At 52.2% G+C, this 18,772-nt stretch carries 19 protein-coding genes; 10 read left to right on the forward strand and 9 right to left on the reverse strand.

The genetic code is table 11. The features are described from left to right. Positions 1-111: 111 nt before the first annotated feature. Together AC13H5_RS03540 and AC13H5_RS03545 are read left to right on the forward strand one after the other, a co-directional pair. Positions 112-1,047, forward strand: a complete 936-nt coding sequence (locus AC13H5_RS03540) for a DMT family transporter (RefSeq protein ID WP_483546317.1) — start codon at positions 112-114, stop codon at positions 1,045-1,047. Positions 1,048-1,185: 138 nt separating this feature from the next. Then, on the forward strand, positions 1,186-1,488 hold the full coding sequence (locus tag AC13H5_RS03545; RefSeq protein ID WP_128123764.1) for a hypothetical protein: 303 nt from the start codon (positions 1,186-1,188) through the stop codon (positions 1,486-1,488). Between the two features lie 41 nt (positions 1,489-1,529). Here the strand turns inward: AC13H5_RS03545 and AC13H5_RS03550 are convergent, their stop codons facing one another. Genes AC13H5_RS03550 through yfkAB form a run of 3 tightly spaced genes read right to left on the reverse strand, consistent with a single transcriptional unit; the run spans position 1,530 to position 4,072 of the window. After that, positions 1,530-2,672: an MFS transporter gene (locus AC13H5_RS03550; RefSeq protein WP_138859923.1), complete on the reverse strand. Its 1,143-nt coding sequence runs from the start codon at positions 2,670-2,672 to the stop codon at positions 1,530-1,532. A 45-nt stretch (positions 2,673-2,717) separates the two neighbouring features. Continuing rightward, on the reverse strand, positions 2,718-2,912 hold the full coding sequence (locus AC13H5_RS03555; RefSeq protein ID WP_021067771.1) for a hypothetical protein: 195 nt from the start codon (positions 2,910-2,912) through the stop codon (positions 2,718-2,720). Positions 2,913-2,965: 53 nt separating this feature from the next. Beyond that, positions 2,966-4,072 carry a radical SAM/CxCxxxxC motif protein YfkAB gene (gene yfkAB / locus AC13H5_RS03560; protein WP_483546318.1) on the reverse strand — a complete coding sequence of 369 codons (1,107 nt, stop codon included), beginning with the start codon at positions 4,070-4,072 and terminating at the stop codon, positions 2,966-2,968. Positions 4,073-4,157: 85 nt separating this feature from the next. Between yfkAB and AC13H5_RS03565 the strand changes: the two genes are divergently transcribed. The 3 genes from AC13H5_RS03565 (at position 4,158) to AC13H5_RS03575 (ending at position 6,243) form a co-directional block, all read left to right on the forward strand. Next, positions 4,158-4,367, forward strand: a complete 210-nt coding sequence (locus AC13H5_RS03565) for a hypothetical protein (RefSeq protein WP_016510454.1) — start codon at positions 4,158-4,160, stop codon at positions 4,365-4,367. Beyond that, positions 4,364-5,740: a 23S rRNA (uracil(1939)-C(5))-methyltransferase RlmD gene (gene rlmD, locus AC13H5_RS03570; protein WP_034781018.1), complete on the forward strand. Its 1,377-nt coding sequence runs from the start codon at positions 4,364-4,366 to the stop codon at positions 5,738-5,740. The genes AC13H5_RS03565 and rlmD overlap by 4 nt, the downstream gene beginning before the upstream one ends. Positions 5,741-5,835: 95 nt before the next feature. Continuing rightward, complete coding sequence (locus AC13H5_RS03575; RefSeq protein WP_034781016.1) at positions 5,836-6,243, forward strand: cytidine deaminase; 408 nt, start codon at positions 5,836-5,838, stop codon at positions 6,241-6,243. Positions 6,244-6,270: 27 nt separating this feature from the next. On the opposite strand, the gene AC13H5_RS03580 is transcribed toward AC13H5_RS03575, so the two are convergent. Then, positions 6,271-6,480: a hypothetical protein gene (locus AC13H5_RS03580; RefSeq protein ID WP_251131397.1), complete on the reverse strand. Its 210-nt coding sequence runs from the start codon at positions 6,478-6,480 to the stop codon at positions 6,271-6,273. A 127-nt stretch (positions 6,481-6,607) separates the two neighbouring features. Here AC13H5_RS03580 and AC13H5_RS03585 point away from each other — a divergent pair, with 127 nt between their 5' ends. Beyond that, complete coding sequence (locus tag AC13H5_RS03585; protein WP_034781013.1) at positions 6,608-6,895, forward strand: hypothetical protein; 288 nt, start codon at positions 6,608-6,610, stop codon at positions 6,893-6,895. 24 nt (positions 6,896-6,919) lie between these two features. On the opposite strand, the gene AC13H5_RS03590 is transcribed toward AC13H5_RS03585, so the two are convergent. From AC13H5_RS03590 to AC13H5_RS03610, 5 genes are all read right to left on the reverse strand, one after another. Next, the gene (locus tag AC13H5_RS03590) at positions 6,920-8,305 is read right to left on the reverse strand and encodes a sensor histidine kinase (protein WP_034781011.1); all 1,386 of its coding nucleotides are present in this window, start codon (positions 8,303-8,305) and stop codon (positions 6,920-6,922) included. Then, positions 8,302-8,991: a response regulator transcription factor gene (locus tag AC13H5_RS03595; protein WP_021067764.1), complete on the reverse strand. Its 690-nt coding sequence runs from the start codon at positions 8,989-8,991 to the stop codon at positions 8,302-8,304. The genes AC13H5_RS03590 and AC13H5_RS03595 overlap by 4 nt, the downstream gene beginning before the upstream one ends. A 169-nt stretch (positions 8,992-9,160) precedes the next feature. After that, positions 9,161-9,727 carry a GNAT family N-acetyltransferase gene (locus tag AC13H5_RS03600; RefSeq protein ID WP_034781009.1) on the reverse strand — a complete coding sequence of 189 codons (567 nt, stop codon included), beginning with the start codon at positions 9,725-9,727 and terminating at the stop codon, positions 9,161-9,163. A gap of 201 nt (positions 9,728-9,928) precedes the next feature. Continuing rightward, positions 9,929-11,080, reverse strand: a complete 1,152-nt coding sequence (locus AC13H5_RS03605) for an amidohydrolase (RefSeq protein ID WP_034781007.1) — start codon at positions 11,078-11,080, stop codon at positions 9,929-9,931. Positions 11,081-11,093: 13 nt separating this feature from the next. After that, complete coding sequence (locus AC13H5_RS03610; RefSeq protein WP_483546319.1) at positions 11,094-12,002, reverse strand: TIGR01777 family oxidoreductase; 909 nt, start codon at positions 12,000-12,002, stop codon at positions 11,094-11,096. 158 nt (positions 12,003-12,160) lie between these two features. Between AC13H5_RS03610 and recX the strand changes: the two genes are divergently transcribed. From recX to AC13H5_RS03630, 4 genes are all read left to right on the forward strand, one after another. Next, positions 12,161-12,973: a recombination regulator RecX gene (recX, locus tag AC13H5_RS03615; RefSeq protein ID WP_034781003.1), complete on the forward strand. Its 813-nt coding sequence runs from the start codon at positions 12,161-12,163 to the stop codon at positions 12,971-12,973. 49 nt (positions 12,974-13,022) lie between these two features. Beyond that, complete coding sequence (locus AC13H5_RS03620) at positions 13,023-14,660, forward strand: L-lactate permease (RefSeq protein ID WP_052090274.1); 1,638 nt, start codon at positions 13,023-13,025, stop codon at positions 14,658-14,660. 316 nt (positions 14,661-14,976) lie between these two features. Then, positions 14,977-16,701, forward strand: coding sequence for an ABC transporter ATP-binding protein (locus AC13H5_RS03625; RefSeq protein WP_214797574.1), 1,725 nt, complete (start codon positions 14,977-14,979; stop codon positions 16,699-16,701). A 22-nt stretch (positions 16,702-16,723) separates the two neighbouring features. Next, entirely contained in the window at positions 16,724-18,769 is a 2,046-nt protein-coding gene (locus tag AC13H5_RS03630; protein ID WP_483546320.1) for an ABC transporter ATP-binding protein, read from the forward strand. The last annotated feature ends 3 nt before the right edge of the window (positions 18,770-18,772 follow it).

Raw genomic sequence — 18,772 nt, forward strand, 5'->3', positions numbered from 1 at the left:
ATTTAATACTAGTTTCGGCTCATAATCTTATTTATAATGATTATCATGTAAGTCTATTTTAGCACCAATCGTAATAACTCACAAACTAAAAGATTAAGGAGTTTTTGTGTCATGCAGAATGTATTTCAACGCCCTTGGACGGTCACGTTCCTCGCGCTATTCAACACGTTTTTATGGGGGAGCGCGTTCCCGTTCATTAAACTGAGCTACGAGGCGCTCGATATTCAAGAACACGAGTACGGCCAGCAGTTGTTTTTTGCCGGCGAACGTTTTTTATTGTCCGGACTGCTCTTGCTCGTGATTAGCCACCTCGTCTTCAAACGGCCGATTCGATTAAACGCGGAAAAGTTGAAGGCGTATGCACATTTAGGGGCATTTTTGACATTCTTACAATATTTGTTCTTTTATATCGGGCTTTCCATCTCGACCGGGGTGCAAGGTTCGATTATCGCGGGATCGACCTCATTCTTCCAAATGGCGCTTGCCCATTTCCGTTATGAGGATGATCGTCTCAACCGATTGAAGGGGATTGCCCTCACACTCGGGTTCTCTGGGATCGTCATCGCCAACTGGCCGACAGCGCACGCAGAGATAGGATTTGGGATTGGCGAGATCTTGCTCATTATGGCGATGATCTCAGGGGCGTTCGGGAACTTGATTGCGAAAGACTACTCACGCGCACATGATGTCGCCCCGATGACGGCTTGGGCGATGGTCTTCGGCTCGCTCGGTCTTCTCGTCGTCGGCTATGTGCTCGCGCCAGGGGATGTGTTCCTTCCTTACACAGTCACGACGCTTTTCTTCTTGCTGTATCTCGCGCTCTTGTCTGCAATCGGGTTCACGTTATGGAACACACTCATGAAATATAATCCGGTCAGCCGGGTATCACTTTATATGTTTTTTGTTCCCTTATTCGGTGTCGTCTTATCGAGCGTTTTACTCGGTGAAACGATCCCGTGGAACGCGCTTGTAGGATTATTGTTCGTCATCGCGGGCATCTATCTCTCGACTTATTTCCAGGGGCGAGTCAACCGTTCGGCCCGTTGATCAAACAAAGCTGACGCACGGTTGACGGAATCTTGTTCCCATGGCAAAATATATTAAAAATTCTGAATTCTTTCAGTTGAAAATCGGTCTTCGTTGTAAAGACTTGCGTGCGAATCTGATAGAAGGGAGGATTGTGCCATGGCAAGAAATCCGATTGTCCGAAATATACTCATCTCGCGTCAACCACGGGACGAGTACGTCAAATACGTGATGAAGTGCGTAAGTCGCGGATTGAAGGAGCATCACGACCAAGTAGACGCGCGTGCCACGAGGCAAGGGGAGGACATCCAGACGAAGTGGCATATCAATGATCGCGTCATTGAAGTCACAATCAAGTCGGACGTGCTGGCCTCACTAGAGACAGAACCGTTCGCGCTCGATGAAGTGTTCATGCGCGCGTTCGAACGGAACGACGTTCGTCTCGGTCCAATCAAGGAATGAGTGATACGAAAAAGGGTGAGTCTCCGTCGAGACTCACCCTTTTATGCGTCGATTGGCTTCGCTTTCGCTGTGAACAGACTCACAGCCAAGATGCCGAGAATAAGTGTGTACATCAAGAAATACACTTCTTTCGGTAACGCAATCCAAAACGCGCCAATCATCGGTCCGCTGATCGAACCGACGCTGAACGAGATGCTATAGAGCATATTGCCGGTCGGTAACAACGAACGTGGCAACACTTCTGTCATATGAGCCAAACCGAGCGAATACGTGGAGCCGAGACCGGCCCCGGCAAGAGCGAACAAGACGAGCAGCCAGGCGTAATGGTCGACGGCGAGGTTGGCGACGGCGAAGACGAGCGTGCCGAGTGTCAACACGATTTGCAGGATGCGTTTCTTTCCGAAGTGATCGGCGAGGCGGCCGAGCGGTAACTGGACGATAATCGAGGCGACGATGAACGTCGTGATGAGCGTACTCGTCTGCGTCAGCCCGATGTCGTTGCGGACCGTGAAAATCGGTAAGTTGGCATTCAAGCTCGCCTCAAGGAACCCGTATGTAAAAGCAGGTAAGAGTGTATATCCGCCACCGATGAGGACGAGGCGGATGCGTCCTTTCGAGTCGGTCTTCACTTTCTCAGCCTCAGGGTACTCGTTGTCGACCTTGAAGATCAAGAACAAGGATGCGAGACAGAAGACGATCAAGACGAGGAACGGCAGCCAAAAGTGGAGGTCGACGAGCGGGGCGATGAGCGGGCCGACCGCGAATCCGAGGCTGAACGCCATCCCGTAATACGCCATCGCCCGGCCAAGACTTCGCTTCTCGCTCGCAGACGTGACCCACACTTGGGATCCGTAATGGAGCGCCGAATCCCCAAATCCGATGACGAAACGCATGAGTGCCCACATGAGCAGTGACGGCCAGAGCGGCAAGAAGAACGTGGCAAGCGCCGTCAAGACGATGCCGAGGACGATGGTCGGCCGAAACCCGTACTTGCGGACGAACCGTTCGAGTAGTGGCGCAGAGACGATGACGCCCAAGTAGAGCATCGTCGCATTCAACCCGTTCAACCAGGCCGGGTTGCCGTCCCGTTCGATGAGCGTCGACAAGAGCGGGATGAGCGCGCCTTGAATCAAACCAGAAATAAAGACGACGAGTAATAAAATCGAAAACCGAAACCGTTGCATAGTTCACCTCATTATTCATTACATAGTAAAAAGCTGAGAAGGGTCTCAGCTTTTTGGTTCGTCAATCGGTTGAGGTACATGATTCAAGTGTAAGAGTTCATCATCCCAACTGCCTTGACTGAATACTTCATCACGGTCTACTTTGTCTGAAACGAATGCGGCTGTCAATAAGATGCTGAGCACACCACCGAAAATGATGATGGCCATGACGGTGATCATGAATACATAGATGGCTGTCATCTTTAAACACCTCGATTCAGTTTATATACTGAACATTTCCCGAAACGAAACAATTAAAACGGCTCGGCGACACGTTCTTGAAAGTTCACGTCCGGGTAATACGCTTGCTTGACGAGCGCGTTCGGTCCGAGACACTTGACGGCGGGGCAGTGGCATGACAGTGTGGCGTTCAGACTGCTGTTCGTCCACGCCTCATACGCGTCTTGGAACGAGGTATCATACAGTGTGCCGAGCGTGCCGAGCTCGTCTCCGAAGTCGGTGACGATAATCTGGCCATCGAAGATATTCGTGTTGAGGCGTGAGCGGCCATCTGGGTCGTTCCGAACGGTGACGTTCTTCGCCTCGTGGAGTCGTTTCAACAAGGCGCGGTCCTCTGGCGCGTCGGAGCAGGCATAAAACGGCAACGTCCCGAACAACATCCAGACGTTCTCGTCCCGGACGTCGAGCAGGTCATGAATCGCCTGACGGGTGTCGGCAAGCGATGCCGACTCGAGCGCGCTAGCAAAATCTGCGGGGTACATCGGGTGAACTTCATGACGCTGACAGCCGAGTGCGACGATCTCTTCATGGATTTCTTTCAAGTGCGGGATTGTCCGCTTGTTGATCATCGTCTCGGCGGATACGATGATGCCTTCGGAGGTGAGCGCCCGGGCATTGTCTTTCATCGTCTGAAGCATCTTCAAACGTGCCTCCGCGCTCGGTTTCCGGTCCATCATCGCGAAACCGCCCTCTAAGAAATCGGCGTCTGTGCCCCAGTTATGCGAAATGTGCAAAACGTCGAGGTAAGGGGTAATAAGATGGTAGCGAGAGAGTGGGAGCGTCAAGTTCGAGTTGATTTGCGTCCGGGCGCCACGCACTTTCGCATAACGCAAGAGCGGGACGACGTAGTTCCGCACCGACTTCATCGACAGCATCGGCTCGCCGCCTGTGATGGAGAACGCCCGTAAATGCTCGATCTCATCAAGGCGCGAAATCAATAGGTCGAGCGGGACTTCAGGTTCTTCCGTCTGATCGAGCATATAGCCGACCGCGCAATGTTCGCAGCGCATATTGCATAGCTTGGTCGTCGTCACTTCGACGTTCGAAAGGACGAGGCGACCGAACTCGGTTTGATCGAGGTAGGCTTCCCATGGATCAAACGTTGTCGAGATGTTTTGCATATCAATTCCACCTTTTCATCAAGTCACACGAAATAGTATGCTATAATAACAACTCTTTGTCACGAACCAAAGGAGCGATCACGAGATGGGTAAATCACGAACAGATACGGCAGGAAAAATGAACGTGTTAAAATCGAGAACGGAATTACTGTGCTTATCAGTCAATACGTTGGACGAATTCACGACGCCAGAGGATTTGCATCGATTGTTAGCTGATATTGATTCCTTACGTGCGAAAGTCGTACGTTACGCCAAAGATTTAGAACAAGTATCTCGAAAGGATGAAACACATTGAAACTGATCGTAGGAGAATACACTAGCGCCCAAGCCGAACGGCTAGGCATTAACGGAGAGGGCATCGCGACGATTGATCGGATGGTCATCTTCATCCCAAACTTATTACCAGGCGAGAAGGCGAAAGTCGAGATTACGCGCGTCGAACGGAACTACGCCGAGGCACGCGTCATCAAGCGCGACAACGATTCACCGGACCGGGTCAAACCGCCGTGTCCGATTTATGACGAGTGTGGCGGTTGCCAGATTCAACATATGAGTCCGCGCCTACAGATGGACTATAAAGAAGAAATCGTCCGCAACGCCTTCCGTCAGAAGACGAAACTGAACGTCGACAAGTCGGATATCCGTGCGACGAAAGGGATGGACAACCCTTGGTACTACCGCAACAAGTCGCAATTCCCGCTCTCGACGCGTCGCGGCGAGATCGTGTCGGGTCTCTACAAACCGAACACAAACGAACTCGTGCCAATCGAACACTGCATGGTACAGCAGCGCGACACGACGAACATTAACAACGCCATCGTCCGTATTTTGAACGAGCTCGACATCCCGGTATACGATGCGCGCCGTGACGTCGGTTTCGCCCGTACCGTCATCGTCCGCTCAGGCTACAAGACAGATGATGTCCAAGTCGTGCTCGTCGTCGGGAACGAGGACGTCCCGCGTTTAGATGAATTGAGCGATCGCATCATGGCGTTACCGAACGTCGTATCGTTCCACATTAATATCAACTCGAACCGTTCGGGTGTCATCTTCGGTTACCGTACGGTCCATATCGCCGGTCAAGACAAGATGGACGAGCAACTCGATGACGTCCATTACCACTTGTCACCGCGCGCGTTCTTCCAGCTCAACCCGGCTCAGACAGAAATCATGTATCGTGAAGTCGTCGAGGCGGCTGGACTCACGGGCGAAGAGCGCGTCATCGATGCGTACGCCGGTGTCGGTTCGATCGGGCTATGGCTCGCGCCGCACGCAAAAGAGATCCGTGGGATGGAAGTCGTCCCGGAAGCGGTCGAAGATGCGAACGCGCACATGCGTGAGAACGGCTTCAGCCATGCGACTTATGTCGAAGGCCGAGCCGAACATTGGATCCCGCGCTGGGTGAAAGACGGATGGATTCCAGACGTCATCGTCGTCGACCCGCCGCGCACAGGGGTCGATCATCAACTGTTGAATGCGATGATTTCATCGAAAGCGAAACGCATCGTGTACGTGTCATGTAACCCGCAGACGCTCGCGCGTGACGCGGATCAACTCATGAAAGCCGACTATAAGATCAACTATATTCAGCCGTACGATATGTTCCCGCAGACGGCGCATGTTGAGTCAATTGTCGTCTTCGAGAAGAAGAAAAAGAAAAAGTATTGACGGGGTTGTGAAAACGCTTGCAATAACGATGTTTTCACGTTATAGTTCAGATGTCAGACTTCTTTGATAAACGTTAAGAAGCGGAGGAACATCAGATGATCCCACAAGAAAAAGTGAACGAGCTTGTCCATAAAGCGATTGATGCACGGTCGCGCGCCTATACTCCTTATTCGAAGTTTAATGTCGGGGCTGTCGTCATCGACGAGACCGGCAAAGAGATCTCGGGTTGCAACGTCGAGAACGCTTCGTACGGCTTGTCGATGTGTGCAGAACGGACTGCCATATTCAAAGCGGTATCGGAAGGCAGCAAGGCAATCGAGACTGTCGTCGTCGTCGGCGACACGGATGGACCAATCTCGCCATGTGGCGCTTGCCGTCAAGTTATCGCCGAGTTTGCCAGTGACGACTTTACATTGATTCTCGCGAACATGGCCGGGGAGACGAAAGTGATGACGAAAGAAGAGATGTTGCCTTACGGCTTCTCGCCAAGCGATTTAACATAAAAATGCGGACGAATTTCGTCCGCATTTTTATTTATTGCCCTCATATTTTTTCTCGCTGACCGAGTCATCCTTCGAGTGCCGCTTATGTTTTTCATCTTTCACTTTCTGGTTCAGCTCTTCTACCGGGATCGGGTCGACCGTTTCCATCCCTTCCTGGTCGAAGATGCTCTCCTTGTCCGTATCGACGGCATCCGGATTATCAAACGGTCGCTTGGACGTATCTTTTGACTGTTTCATCTTCATCGCCTCCTTGTCTTGACTGTTATTCCACTTCCTGAATGGGTGTAAACGCTTTAGAAAACGGGTTTCGATTTTGCGGAACAGTGGAATTATCGGTACATAGTGACTAAGGAGGGGTATTCGGATGGATAAGAAAGTATTGATGGGAATCGTACTCGGGGTAGCTGGGGCCGCGCTCGTCGCACCAAAAGTGGCGGCACTCTTGACTCAGGACCGAGATGACGATACATGGAGCAAGATGGACAAGATGGAAAGTGTCGATTCGGATAAGGATGAGGCGGAGGAAGGCCTCACTCAACTCGATTCGAACTATCGGGCCGAGTGGCAAGCGAATGGTTATCCACAGACGCACGCCGAGCGGGAACGTCTCATGAATGAATCAGATGACGCCTATAAAGGCAAAGACATATAAAAAAGACAGCCGCGGCTGTCTTTTTTATATGTCTTCGTCCGGCAAGAGCGGCAATGTGAGCGTGACGGTCGTTCCGTTGCCAACTTCTGAAGTGAAGTGCATCGAGCCGCCGTGGCGTTCCATGATGTGTTTGGCGATGGCGAGGCCGAGCCCGGTCCCGCCATCTTCGCGTGTGCGTGACTTATTGACACGGTAAAATCGCTTCGTCAATTGATCGAGATCCTCTTTCGGGATCCCCCGACCTTCGTCCCGAATCTCGGTGACGGCATTGTCGGCGGTCGCATATGTCTTCACATGGATCGATTTCCCGGCTTCGGTGTAGCGAAGGGCGTTATCGAGCAAGTTTCCAACGACTTGCTCGAGGCGGTCGTGGTCCCCAAGAATAATCAAGTCGAAATCGAGGTCCGTCTCAATCGTGACGCCTTTCGCTCCAGCAATCGGCTCGAAACGGTACAGCACATCTTCGAGCACTTGCGAATAGACGACCGGTTCTTTCGTCATCGGATATGAGTCACGTTCGAGTTGGGCCAAGTCGAGCAAGTCATTGACGAGCCGTTGCAAGCGCTCCGTCTCATTCTCGATGATCTCGTAATATTGGTTTTTCGTTTTCTCGTCGAGCGACGGGTCTTGGAGCATTTCCGTATAGCCCCGAATATATGACAACGGTGTCCGCAATTCATGACTGACGTTCGCCAAAAATTCTTTCCGTTGCTCTTCGACGAGACCGAGTGACTCGGCCATCCGGTTCAGCGTCTCGGCGAGCTCGCCAATCTCGTCATCGTAATAAATCGGGATACGGTGCGAGAAGTCGCCTTTGGCATATACTTGCGAGGCTCGCTTCATTTGTATGAGCGGCTGAATGATCGTATCGATAATTTGCGTCCCGAAGATGAGCAAGTTCACGATCATCAAGATGAGCAAGAACGTGATCATAAGCCGAATCGGTTGGAACGGCTCACTGATTTTACTTAACTCCATATATAGGATGAGCGCATTATCGAGTTCGCCGTCCCGGATGAGCGGGAAGGCGGACATCAGGATATCCACATCCTCGGTCGGGTGTTTACGGGTGACGGAGATCGCGTAGCCGTCTTGCAGTTTGGCGAGGTCTTGTTCCCGTAAAAACGTCTTGCCTGAGCCGAGACTGTCTTCCCTGACCGACGAGAGGAACACTTTCGTCTCGGTCAGTTCGTTCGTGTACGTCATACTGTCCGAAAACGCGTCAGAGAAGCCGTCCGCCTTGTAGATGGTGACGAGCTTCTCTCCGCGGTTGATGAGCAGTTCTTCCTGCGTCTGAATATAGAACTTGTCGTATAAGTAAAACGTCATGATGATGAACACGAACGCGGAGAAGAGGCTAGCGGTCCAGATGGTGATCCAAATCCGCTTCCGGATCGTGTATTGCTTCATACGGTTGCCTCGAACTTGTAGCCGATCCCCCAGACGGTTTGAATGTAGCCACCTGCTTCACCGAGCTTGAGGCGAAGCGTCTTGATATGCGTGTCGACCGTCCGAAGGTTACCGTGGTACTCGGTGCCCCAAATTTGATCGAGCAACTGTTCACGTGAGAATACTTTCTCTTCATTCGTGATGAACAAGTAGAGCAAATCGAACTCTTTGCGGGTCAAGTTGACCGTTTTCCCTTTTACGCTGACCGCACGGCCATCGATATCGATGGACAGGACTCCGGTATCGAACGTCGCTTCTTGTTCTTTCGAGAAGTTATGCGTCCGACGAAGCGTTGCTTCGATGCGGGCAAGCAGCTCGCGCGGACTGAACGGCTTCGTGATATAGTCATCCGCGCCGATCTTCAAGCCATGGATGCGATCGAGTTCTTCTGACCGGGCCGTGAGCATGATAATCGGGACGTTCGAGAACTCGCGGATGCGCATGCACGCCGTGAGGCCATCGAGTTCAGGCATCATCACGTCGAGCAGGACGAGGTGGAACGACTGTTCTTTCAATAAGTCGATTGCCTCGAGGCCGTTCGTGGCTGTGACGGTCTCATATCCTTCCTTCTCTAAGTTCGAAACGAGTAAATCCCGCATTTGTTCTTCATCATCGGTCACTAAGATGCGAAACGTTGGTTCTGACATTGGGCATTCTCCTTTACAAAACGGTTAACGAGGCTGTGTGATAATTCCCTCATACCTCTATCATACCTATCTCTCCGAATTAGAACAGAAATATTCATTGCCGTAAAGTTGTCCTCATGAAATCCACACAAAAACGCCACAAAAAAGCCAATTCTTTGTCAGAATTGGCTTACGCTTCGAGCTGTGCTTCATAGGTATGGTCGAATTCAGGCGCATGGAGTGAGTGCAAGTAGAGTTGGAAACTCGACTTCGACACTTCATACAAGACATATTCGACGTCCCCTTGGTTGATTTCAGTCAATAGTTCAGACCGGATCTCGTTAGCGCAGAAAGCGTACGGTAGTTTCTCAGCCGCCGCGATCGAACGCTCATTCGATTGACGGATTTTTAAAAATACACTTTCCATGTCAAGCTCGAAGAAAAGTTCAGAGAAGAACGCTTCTTTCGCGACTTGATTGTAACCTTTGCCGTGATACGGTTTGCCAAGCCACGTCCCGAGGAATCCATAGCCCGATTCCACATCGAACAAGCTGATTGTCCCAATCGGGGTACCGAACTCGTTCGTGATGGTACGTGAGATGATGTTTCCTTGCTCTTCTAGCTCGATGATTTGCTTCGTGCTAAATAAAAACTCGTCAAAGTGGACCGTCTTTTGACGGACATACGGAAAGACATCTGGGTGTTGCATCAGTTCGAACAACTCCGCGCAGTCGGTAAGCTCACGAAATTTGAGCACCTTTACATTCCTCCTCCTATTTCAGACCGCTGAAGAATAGTTGTAACGAAAGCATACTTCTGGCTTCGTTGTTCGAACTTGCCTTGGCTGCTCCCTTTTATGAAGTTACAAGATTATTTTATATAGTTTTTTTGAAAAAGCAAGTAAATAAAATGCAACTTCACAAAAAAATAATAAGAGCGCTTTCACGACTGGCCTCACTCACATCTCATGATGTGTTTTCGATCGGCTCGTCGAGTAAACGATGTGGCCATCGACGATGGTCATAATCGGCTTTGACATGTAGTCGAGCGGGAAGTGACTCCAAAGGACAAGGTCGGCATCTTTGCCGATTTCGAGCGAGCCGATGCGGTCGTCTACTCCAAGCGATTCGGCCGGATGGATCGTGATGGCGCGGAGTGCGACGTCGACCGGAAGTCCTTCGCGGGCAGCAAGACCGGCGCAAAGATTTAAATATTGAACGGGCGTATAAGGATGGTCCGTCGTGATCGAGACGATCATATCGTGTTCATGTAAAATTCGGTACGTCTCCCATGTTTTGTTCTGGAGCTCAATTTTCGATTTACGTGTGAACGTCGGACCGACGGTGACATGTTTGACACCGAGTTCGCGTAACTTTTCAGCGACGAGATGTCCTTCCGTACAGTGCTCGATCCGATAATCGAGGTCGAACTCTTGCGCGAAGCGGACGACCGATAAAATATCGTCGGCGCGGTGGGCGTGGACCCGGATTGGCATCTTGCGGTCAAGGGCGAGTTGAATCATCTGGCTGCCGAACGTGCCGATCGTCTTCGTCGAGTCGACGGTCCGGAACGCTTCACGCAATAATCCCATGATCCCCATGCGGGTCAACTCACCGGATCTCCCCATACTGTGGACACGCTTCGGGTTCTCTCCGAGCGCAAGCTTGAGACCGGCATAACGCCGAAGTACCATGTCCTCGATGAAGCGGCCGTGCGTTTTAATGACACTCGTCACCCCGCCGATGACGTTCATACTGCCGGGCATGACTTGAACGGCAGTGACTCCGGCCATGAGCGCCTCTTGAAACCCTTCATCGAGCGGATAGACGCCGTCGATGGCCCGAGCGTGCGGCGTCATCGCCTCGACGGTCTCGTTTGCATCGTTTCCGACTGAACCTGTCCCTTCGTCATACAGTCCGAGGTGGGTATGGGCATCGATAAACCCTGGGAATAAGAAGTTGCCTTCGGCTTCGATGACCGTTTCTCCGTCGAGCGGGTCCAGCAAGTCTGCCATTTCGATGATTTTGCCGTCTTTGACGCGCAAATCTCCGTAAAAATGTGGGGCAGTGATCGGATAAATGTGGGCGTTACGAATTAACAAATTACTCACGTGCTAGCTCCTTTCAAATCAAATGAAGTAGTTGTTTCAAAGCGGGTTCTAACGTTTCGTAACGGAAGCGGAAACCGTGATTGAGTGCTTTCGTCGGGACGACTTTCGCCCCTTCAAGGACGATGACACTCTTCTCTCCGAGCGCGAGCTTGAGGAGCGGTGCTGGGGCAGGTGCCCAATGCGGGCGATGCATCACGCGTCCGAGCGTTTTTCCAAACTCATTCATCGTGACGGGCGTCGGTGCCGTGCCGTTGACGGGGCCTTCGATGGAAGTCGTCTCGATGATATGGACAAACAGGCGAACGAGGTCGTCCAAATGAATCCACGGTACCCATTGCTGTCCTGAGCCGAGCCGTCCTCCGACACCGAGCGTGTACGGCAGTTTCATGAGCGGGAAGGCACCGCCGTCATTCGATAAGACGACACCGGTCCGCATCGTGACGAGGCGAATTCCCATGTCTTTGATCGGGGCCGCCTCTTTCTCCCACAACACACAGACGTTGCCTAAAAAATTGGTCCGGTCGGGGAGCGGGGTCGCCTCCGAATACGTGATCGACCGATCTTCCCCGTAGATTCCAATGGCGGATCCGCTGATGACGACGCTCGGCTTGCGTTTCATATTTTTAATGATCCGAGCGACTTCTTTCGTCCCGTCGATTCGGCTTTGAAGAATGGCTTGTTTCTGTTTATGTGTCCAGCGTCCATCGTTGATGGAGGCGCCAGCCAAATGGATGAAGGCGTCGACGTCTTGCAACTCGGACTCAGGATGGCTATCAGGAGTCAACCATTCAACGAACGAGATCCCTCCTTGTCGCGGACGCGGGCGGCGCGTCAATACGACGACTTGATGTCCGGCCTCGGCGAGCGCGCGGACGAGCGGGCGACCGATTAGTCCGGTTCCGCCGGTGATTGCAATTTTCATAAGTCTCCCTCCAGTATATTGAAGCGATTTCAAAACGGGTATGAGTTCCATAAAGAAAGCGGACCGTTCGTATTGTGAATACCCTTTCTTCTAACTTATCAAAAATCCTGCTCGAAAGGGGAACGTGATATGTTAGAAGCAGGAAATGGAGGGATTTCGTGAAAATTGCCAAGTTTACGACCCAGAAGAAAAATAAAGACCGGCTCAACGTGTACGTCGAAAAGGACGGGCGTGAGGAGTTTGCGTTCGCCATCGACCTCGACGTCTTCATCAAATATGAATTGACGAAAGGGATGGAGCTCGAAGACGACTTCGTCCGTGACGTCCTTCAAGCCGAAGAAGAACAAAAAGCATATAAAGCGGCCGTCAATTATTTATCGTACCGGATGCGTGCCGTTTCAGAGGTGCGTGACTACCTCGTGAAGAAAGAGATAGATGAGGCAGCCATCAAGCGCGTCATCGAGCGATTAATCGAACAGCGCTACTTGAACGATGCTGAATTTGCCAAAGCCTATACCCAGACGAAGTTCAATACGAGTCCGAGCGGACCGGTCAAAATTAAACGAGAACTCACCCAGCTCCGAATCGACGCTGACATCATTGAAGAAGTCATCGGCGCAATTTCGCACGAAGACCAGCTTGAAAAGGCCGGAAAATTCGTAAATAGGAAACAAATGGAAACAAATCGCCGTTCTGCCACAGAAGTGCAACAAAGAATTCAACAAACCCTAATGCAAAGGGGATTTACGTTTGATATCATTTCAGAGGCGATTCTCACGTTTTGGGAGAACGAGGATGAGGACGTTGAACTTTCGGCTTGTTTGACACAGGCGGAAAAATTAAATCGGAAGTTCAGTGGATATGCCCCATATGAGCGGAAACAGCGGATGAAGATGCAGCTTCGACGCAAAGGTTTTCCATATGAGGTGATTGATCGGGCTTTAGATCGACTCGCTGAACAAGAGTCATAACGGGAGATTCATTTACGGTAGGGGAAAAATCTGAAAAGGTGGGTCTACATTGACGATTTTTGAATGGATTACAGCACTCATGCCGATTGTGGCAGTGCTCGTATTATTGGTCATTATGCGTTTACCGGCGTCGGTCGCGATGCCGCTCTCGCTCGTATTGACGGCAGGACTGGCGTTCTTCGTCTGGCAACTCGATGCGACACGGATTATGGCGGCGACGTTACAAGGACTCGTGATCGCCGTCACGACGGTCTGGATTGTGTACGGTGCGATTGGGATGATGAATACGATGAAAGAGGGCGGCGGTATGAACGCGATTCGCTCTGGATTCGTTAACATCACACCGGATCCCCGGATTCAAGTGCTCATCGTCGGCTGGTTGTTCGTCTCATTCATCGAAGGTGCTTCGGGCTTCGGGACACCAGCTACGGTTGCGGCGCCCCTTTTGATCGCCCTCGGCTTCCCGCCGATTGCAGCGGTCGTCATCGCTTTATCGGCCGACGTCTCGGCGGTCACGTTCGGTGCGGTCGGCACACCAGCTTTAATCGGAATTGGGAACGGGCTGTCGCTTGACGTCAATCAACCGGAAACGATCGAGTTTTTGACAAGCGTCGTCTTACAGACGGTACTCATCGACATGTTCGTCGGTTTGTTGATTCCGTTTATCTTGATTTTGATGCTGACCCGATTCTTCAGCAAAGAGAAGTCAATCAAGCCGGCGCTCGAAGTGTTCCCGATTGCCATTATCGCGGCACTCGTTTACAGTATCCCGGCCTACATTTGGACACTCATCCTCGGATTTGAATTCGGGGGCATGCTCGGCGGGTTGACGGGTCTCGTCATCCTCGTCGCAATGGCACGCAAAGGGATCCTCATGCCAAAACGGGTGTGGACGTTCGACGGTTATGCCGATGAGATCGAGCAGCCGCTTGAGAAGCCGTCTGTCGGTAAAGGCAAACGTGAACTTCCGCAGTGGAAGGCGTGGGCACCATATTTGATTTTGACGATTTTCCTCGTGTTGACACGGACTGTGCCATTCTTGAATGAATTGGCACGTAGCGTCCGCATTGACTTGCCAAACATCATCGGGGTCGAAGGAATCTCGACGTCGTGGGAACCGTTCTATTCGCCAGGGTTCATGTTCATCTTGACGATGATTGCGACATTCTTCCTCCACAACATGAGCTGGTCACAAGTGACTTCGGTGTTTAAAGCGACGACGCTCGGTGTCGTCGGGACGGCCATCACGCTCGCTGCGTCAGTGCCGATGGTTCGAATCTTCATTCACTCAGAAAATGGTGGAGCTGGCCTGGCTTCGATGCCGGTCGAACTCGCCACGGCTGCAGCCGATACGTTCGGCGGTGTCTGGCCGCTCGTCGCACCATGGATTGGGGCGCTCGGCGCCTTCGTTTCCGGATCGGCCACGTTCTCAAACATGATGTTCTCAAGTTTGACGACGAATGTTGCCGAATCCGTTGGTTTGAACGAGACGCTCGCGTTATCGATGCAGATGGCAGGAGCCAACGCCGGTAACATGATTTGTGTGTTGAACGTCGTCGCGGTCGCCTCGGTCGCAGGTCTTCTTGGGAAAGAAGGAACGATCATTCGCTATACGCTCATGCCGATGATTTACTACGTGACGGCGACTGGCCTTGTTGGCTTGATGCTCGCCACCTTCTTCTTGTAAAAAAGTTACAAATTATTTACGACAATAATATTGACAATTTTCTGAACAGTCTGCTAAGGTTTTAGTAGATTTTCAAACTATGAACAGAGAGGAGCCAGCATGATGAAGTACATTCCAACACTACAACGCACACACACAACATCATATGGCTACTCGTATTTGACTGCGTAATTTGGCAGCTGGATAGGGGTAGTGTCCTTTCCCTGACCATGCAAAAGACTGAAGACTCAGAAGCGTACTTCATCCGATTGGTTGCACAATCAGGTGACGTGCGCTTTTTTTGCGTGCGCGGAAAGGACGGAAGGGGGAATCAGTCATGAAACTGATTAAACAACTAGATTGGTTTATTAAAAGACAGAAGCGGACGTATATCGTCGCCATCATCCTGCTCATCATCACCGGAGTCGTCGATATGCTGCCGCCATGGATTATCGGACAGGCGATCGATGCCATCCGCGAAGGGAGCTTGACGACGGAACGTCTCGTCATGATCGTCGGATCATTGCTCAGTATCATGGTTTTATCATACGTCCTTTCATATCTATGGATCGCCCGTCTGTTTGGGACGGCGTTCCTGCTCGAGAAAAAATTGCGGGCCCGTTTCTTCGGCCACTTGCTCCGGCAGACACCGCGCTTCTATCAACAGCACCGCACCGGGGATTTGATGGCGCTCGCGACGAACGATTTGAAGGCGGTGGAACGGACGGCCGGGTTCGGCGTCATGACGCTCGTCGACTCGTTCAATATGACGCTCATCGCCCTCACAATCATGGGCGTGTTCATCGATTGGAAGTTGACGCTCGCCGCACTCTTGCCGATGCCGCTTCTCGCCTGGTCGATGAATAAGCTCGGACGCCAAATCCATGCTCGCTTCACAGCGGCACAGGACGCGTTCGGCGTGATGAACGACCAAGTCGTCGAATCGATTTCAGGCCTTCGGGTCGTCCGTTCGTTCGTCCAAGAAGAGGCGGACACGAAGAAATTCGACACGATCACCGACGACGTGATGGCGAAAAACATGCACGTCGCGAAAATCGACGTCTTGTTCGAACCGGTCATTAAACTGCTCGTCGGCTTGAGCTATTTGATCGGTTTGTCGTTCGGAACGTATCTCGTGTTCACGAACGACATCACACTCGGACAGCTCGTCTCGTTCAACATCTATCTCGGGATGCTCATTTGGCCGATGTACGCGTTCGGGGAACTGATCAACGTCGTGCAACGGGGGACGGCCAGCCTTGAACGAATCGAGGCGACGATGAACGAGACACCGGACGTCGTCTCGACCGGCACGGTCGAAGTCGGCGTCCCGGAGAAAATCACGTTCAAATCACTATCGTTCCAATATCCAGGATCGACCCGAGCCTCGCTTGAAGACATCGTCTTGCACGTGTCGCGTGGCGAGACGATTGGCATCGTCGGACCGACCGGGGCCGGGAAGACGACGCTATTGCGTCAAATGCTCCGCGAGTATCCAATCGATGACTCGCTACTCGTCAACGGGGTCCCGATTCACGACATCAAACTCGATACTGTGCGCGGTTGGAGCGGTTACGTCTCGCAAGAACATTTGCTGTTCTCGAAAACGGTCCGTGACAATATCTTGTTCGGCTCAAACGATGCGACGGAACAAGACCTTGAAACGGCGATTCGACTTGCGGCGTTCGATACCGATATCGAGCATTTAGAGAACGGTCTCGACACGGTCGTCGGGGAACAAGGGGTCATGCTCTCGGGTGGCCAGAAACAACGGCTCTCGATTGCCCGCGCTCTCTTGAAAGACCCAGAGATCCTCTTGCTCGACGATTCGCTTTCAGCGGTCGACGCCAAGACGGAAGCACGCATCATCGATTCGGTCCGGACGAGCCGGGCCGAACAGACGACGTTCATCGTCGCGCACCGCCTGTCCGCTGTCGCCCATGCCGACCAGATTCTTGTGCTGCAAGACGGTCGCGTCACAGAGCGGGGCACACATGACCAACTGATGGAACGACGCGGTTGGTATTATGAACAATACGTTCGACAAGGAGAGTCGGAGTAATCCGGGAAAGGGGGAATCTCTCATGATCGATCAATACGAATTAGATCCAGTCCGCAGGAAAAAAACGATCCGTTCACTCGTCGGCTATGCCAAACAAGTGAGACGCTCGATTTTCCTCGGTTTGACCTTACTATTTTTAGCGGTCGGCGCCGAACTAGCCGGACCGTATATCGCCAAAATTATCATCGACGACCATATCGTCGCCATCGAGCGCGATTGGGTTCAAGTCGAGTCAGGCGGGAGTGTCGACTTTGACGGCAACTCCTATGAAAAAGAGACACGGCTCGACGGAGAGACCGTCGTCCGACCTGTCTCGATCGTTCAGACGACGGACGGATACTATCTCGTCCCAGACGCTGTCATGAGTGGTGGGGTACGTGAAGTCGAAGACGGCGTCCTCACCATCACACGGAGCGAGGAATCAGCGACGTACGACAATATCGTGCCGCTCTCCTCGACCGATGTGTTTCAATTTTATGAGACGGATCTTCAGGCCGTGCTTATGTTATCTGCCTTGTACGTCGTCTTGCTTCTTATCGCGGCCGGTTTGAACTGGGGGCAACAGATGCTCCTCCAGCAATCGGCCCATAAGATTGTCAAGACGATGCGACTCGACGTCATGCGACATTTGCAGACGATTCCGGTCCGCTACTTTGACCAGACACCGATCGGGAAAATCGTCAGCCGCGTCACGAATGACACTGAGACGATTCGCGACCTATATTTAGGCGTGCTCGCACGCGTCTTCCAAAGCGTCGTCATGATGATTGGTGTCCTGATCGCCATGTTCTTCTTGGACGTGCGCCTCGGTCTCGTCTCGCTCATCATCATCCCGGTCGTCATCGTCTGGATTAAGCTGTTCCAACGCCTGTCGACCCGAAACAACTTCCGTGTCCGTGCCCTCGTCGCGGATATGAACGCCCAATTGAATGAGAGCATCCAGACGATGCCGATCATTCAATCGTACGTCAAAGAAGATCTCGTCTATGACGAGTTCAACGAGAAAAACAGCGACAACTTCCAAACGAGACGGAAACTGCTCAAACTGGATGCGCTCATGTCGCACAACTTGGTCAACTTCTTCCGCAACATGGCGCTCGCCTTACTCATCTGGGTCGTCGGTGCGCAGACGCTTGGAACGGGCAGCGTGCTCACGCTCGGGATTTTATACGCCTATATCGATTACGTGTCACGGATCTTTGAGCCGGTCACACAAATCATGAACCAACTGTCCCCGCTCCAACAAGCGCTCGTCTCGGCAGACCGGATGTTCCAGTTGCTCGACGAGAAAGGGGAAGACGTGTCCACGGAACGGATTGCACGCTTTAAAGGCGAGGTCGCCTTCGAGGACGTGTCGTTCAGCTATGAGGCCGGGAAACCGGTGCTTCAACACATCGATATCCATGCGGAACCGGGTGAGACGGTGGCGCTCGTCGGTCATACGGGCAGCGGCAAGAGTTCGATCATGAACCTGCTCATGCGTTTTTATGACCCGTCAGAAGGAACGCTCAACATTGATGGCATGGACGTGACGAAACTGCCGACGCAAGCCGTCCGCGCCCATCTCGGTATCGTGCTCCAAGACCCGTTCTTGTTCACGGGCTCGATTCGAACGAACGTGACGCTCGGTGACGAGACGATCTCGGACGAGCGGATTTGGCAAGCGTTGACGGCGGTCGGAGCCGAGCGATTCGTCAAACAGTTGCCACACGGAATAGACGAGCCGGTCATCGAACGCGGCGCCTCGCTCTCGAGCGGAGAGCGCCAGTTGATCAGTTTCGCCCGTGCCCTCGTCTTCGACCCAGCCATCCTTGTCTTAGATGAGGCGACGGCAAGTGTCGATTCGGAGACAGAAGCGCTCATCCAAGACGCGCTCAAGACGCTCACATACGGGCGGACGACGTTCGTCATCGCGCACCGTCTCTCGACGATACGGGAAGCAGACCAAATCCTCGTCCTCGATCACGGTCACATCATCGAGCGAGGCAACCATCAATCACTCATCGCTGATGGCGGGGTCTACGCCCGGATGCATGAGTTGCAAAGTAAACAACAAGCCATCAGTTGAGGA

The sequence above is a fragment of the Exiguobacterium sp. FD-YE-25-4 genome (genome assembly GCF_057004685.1).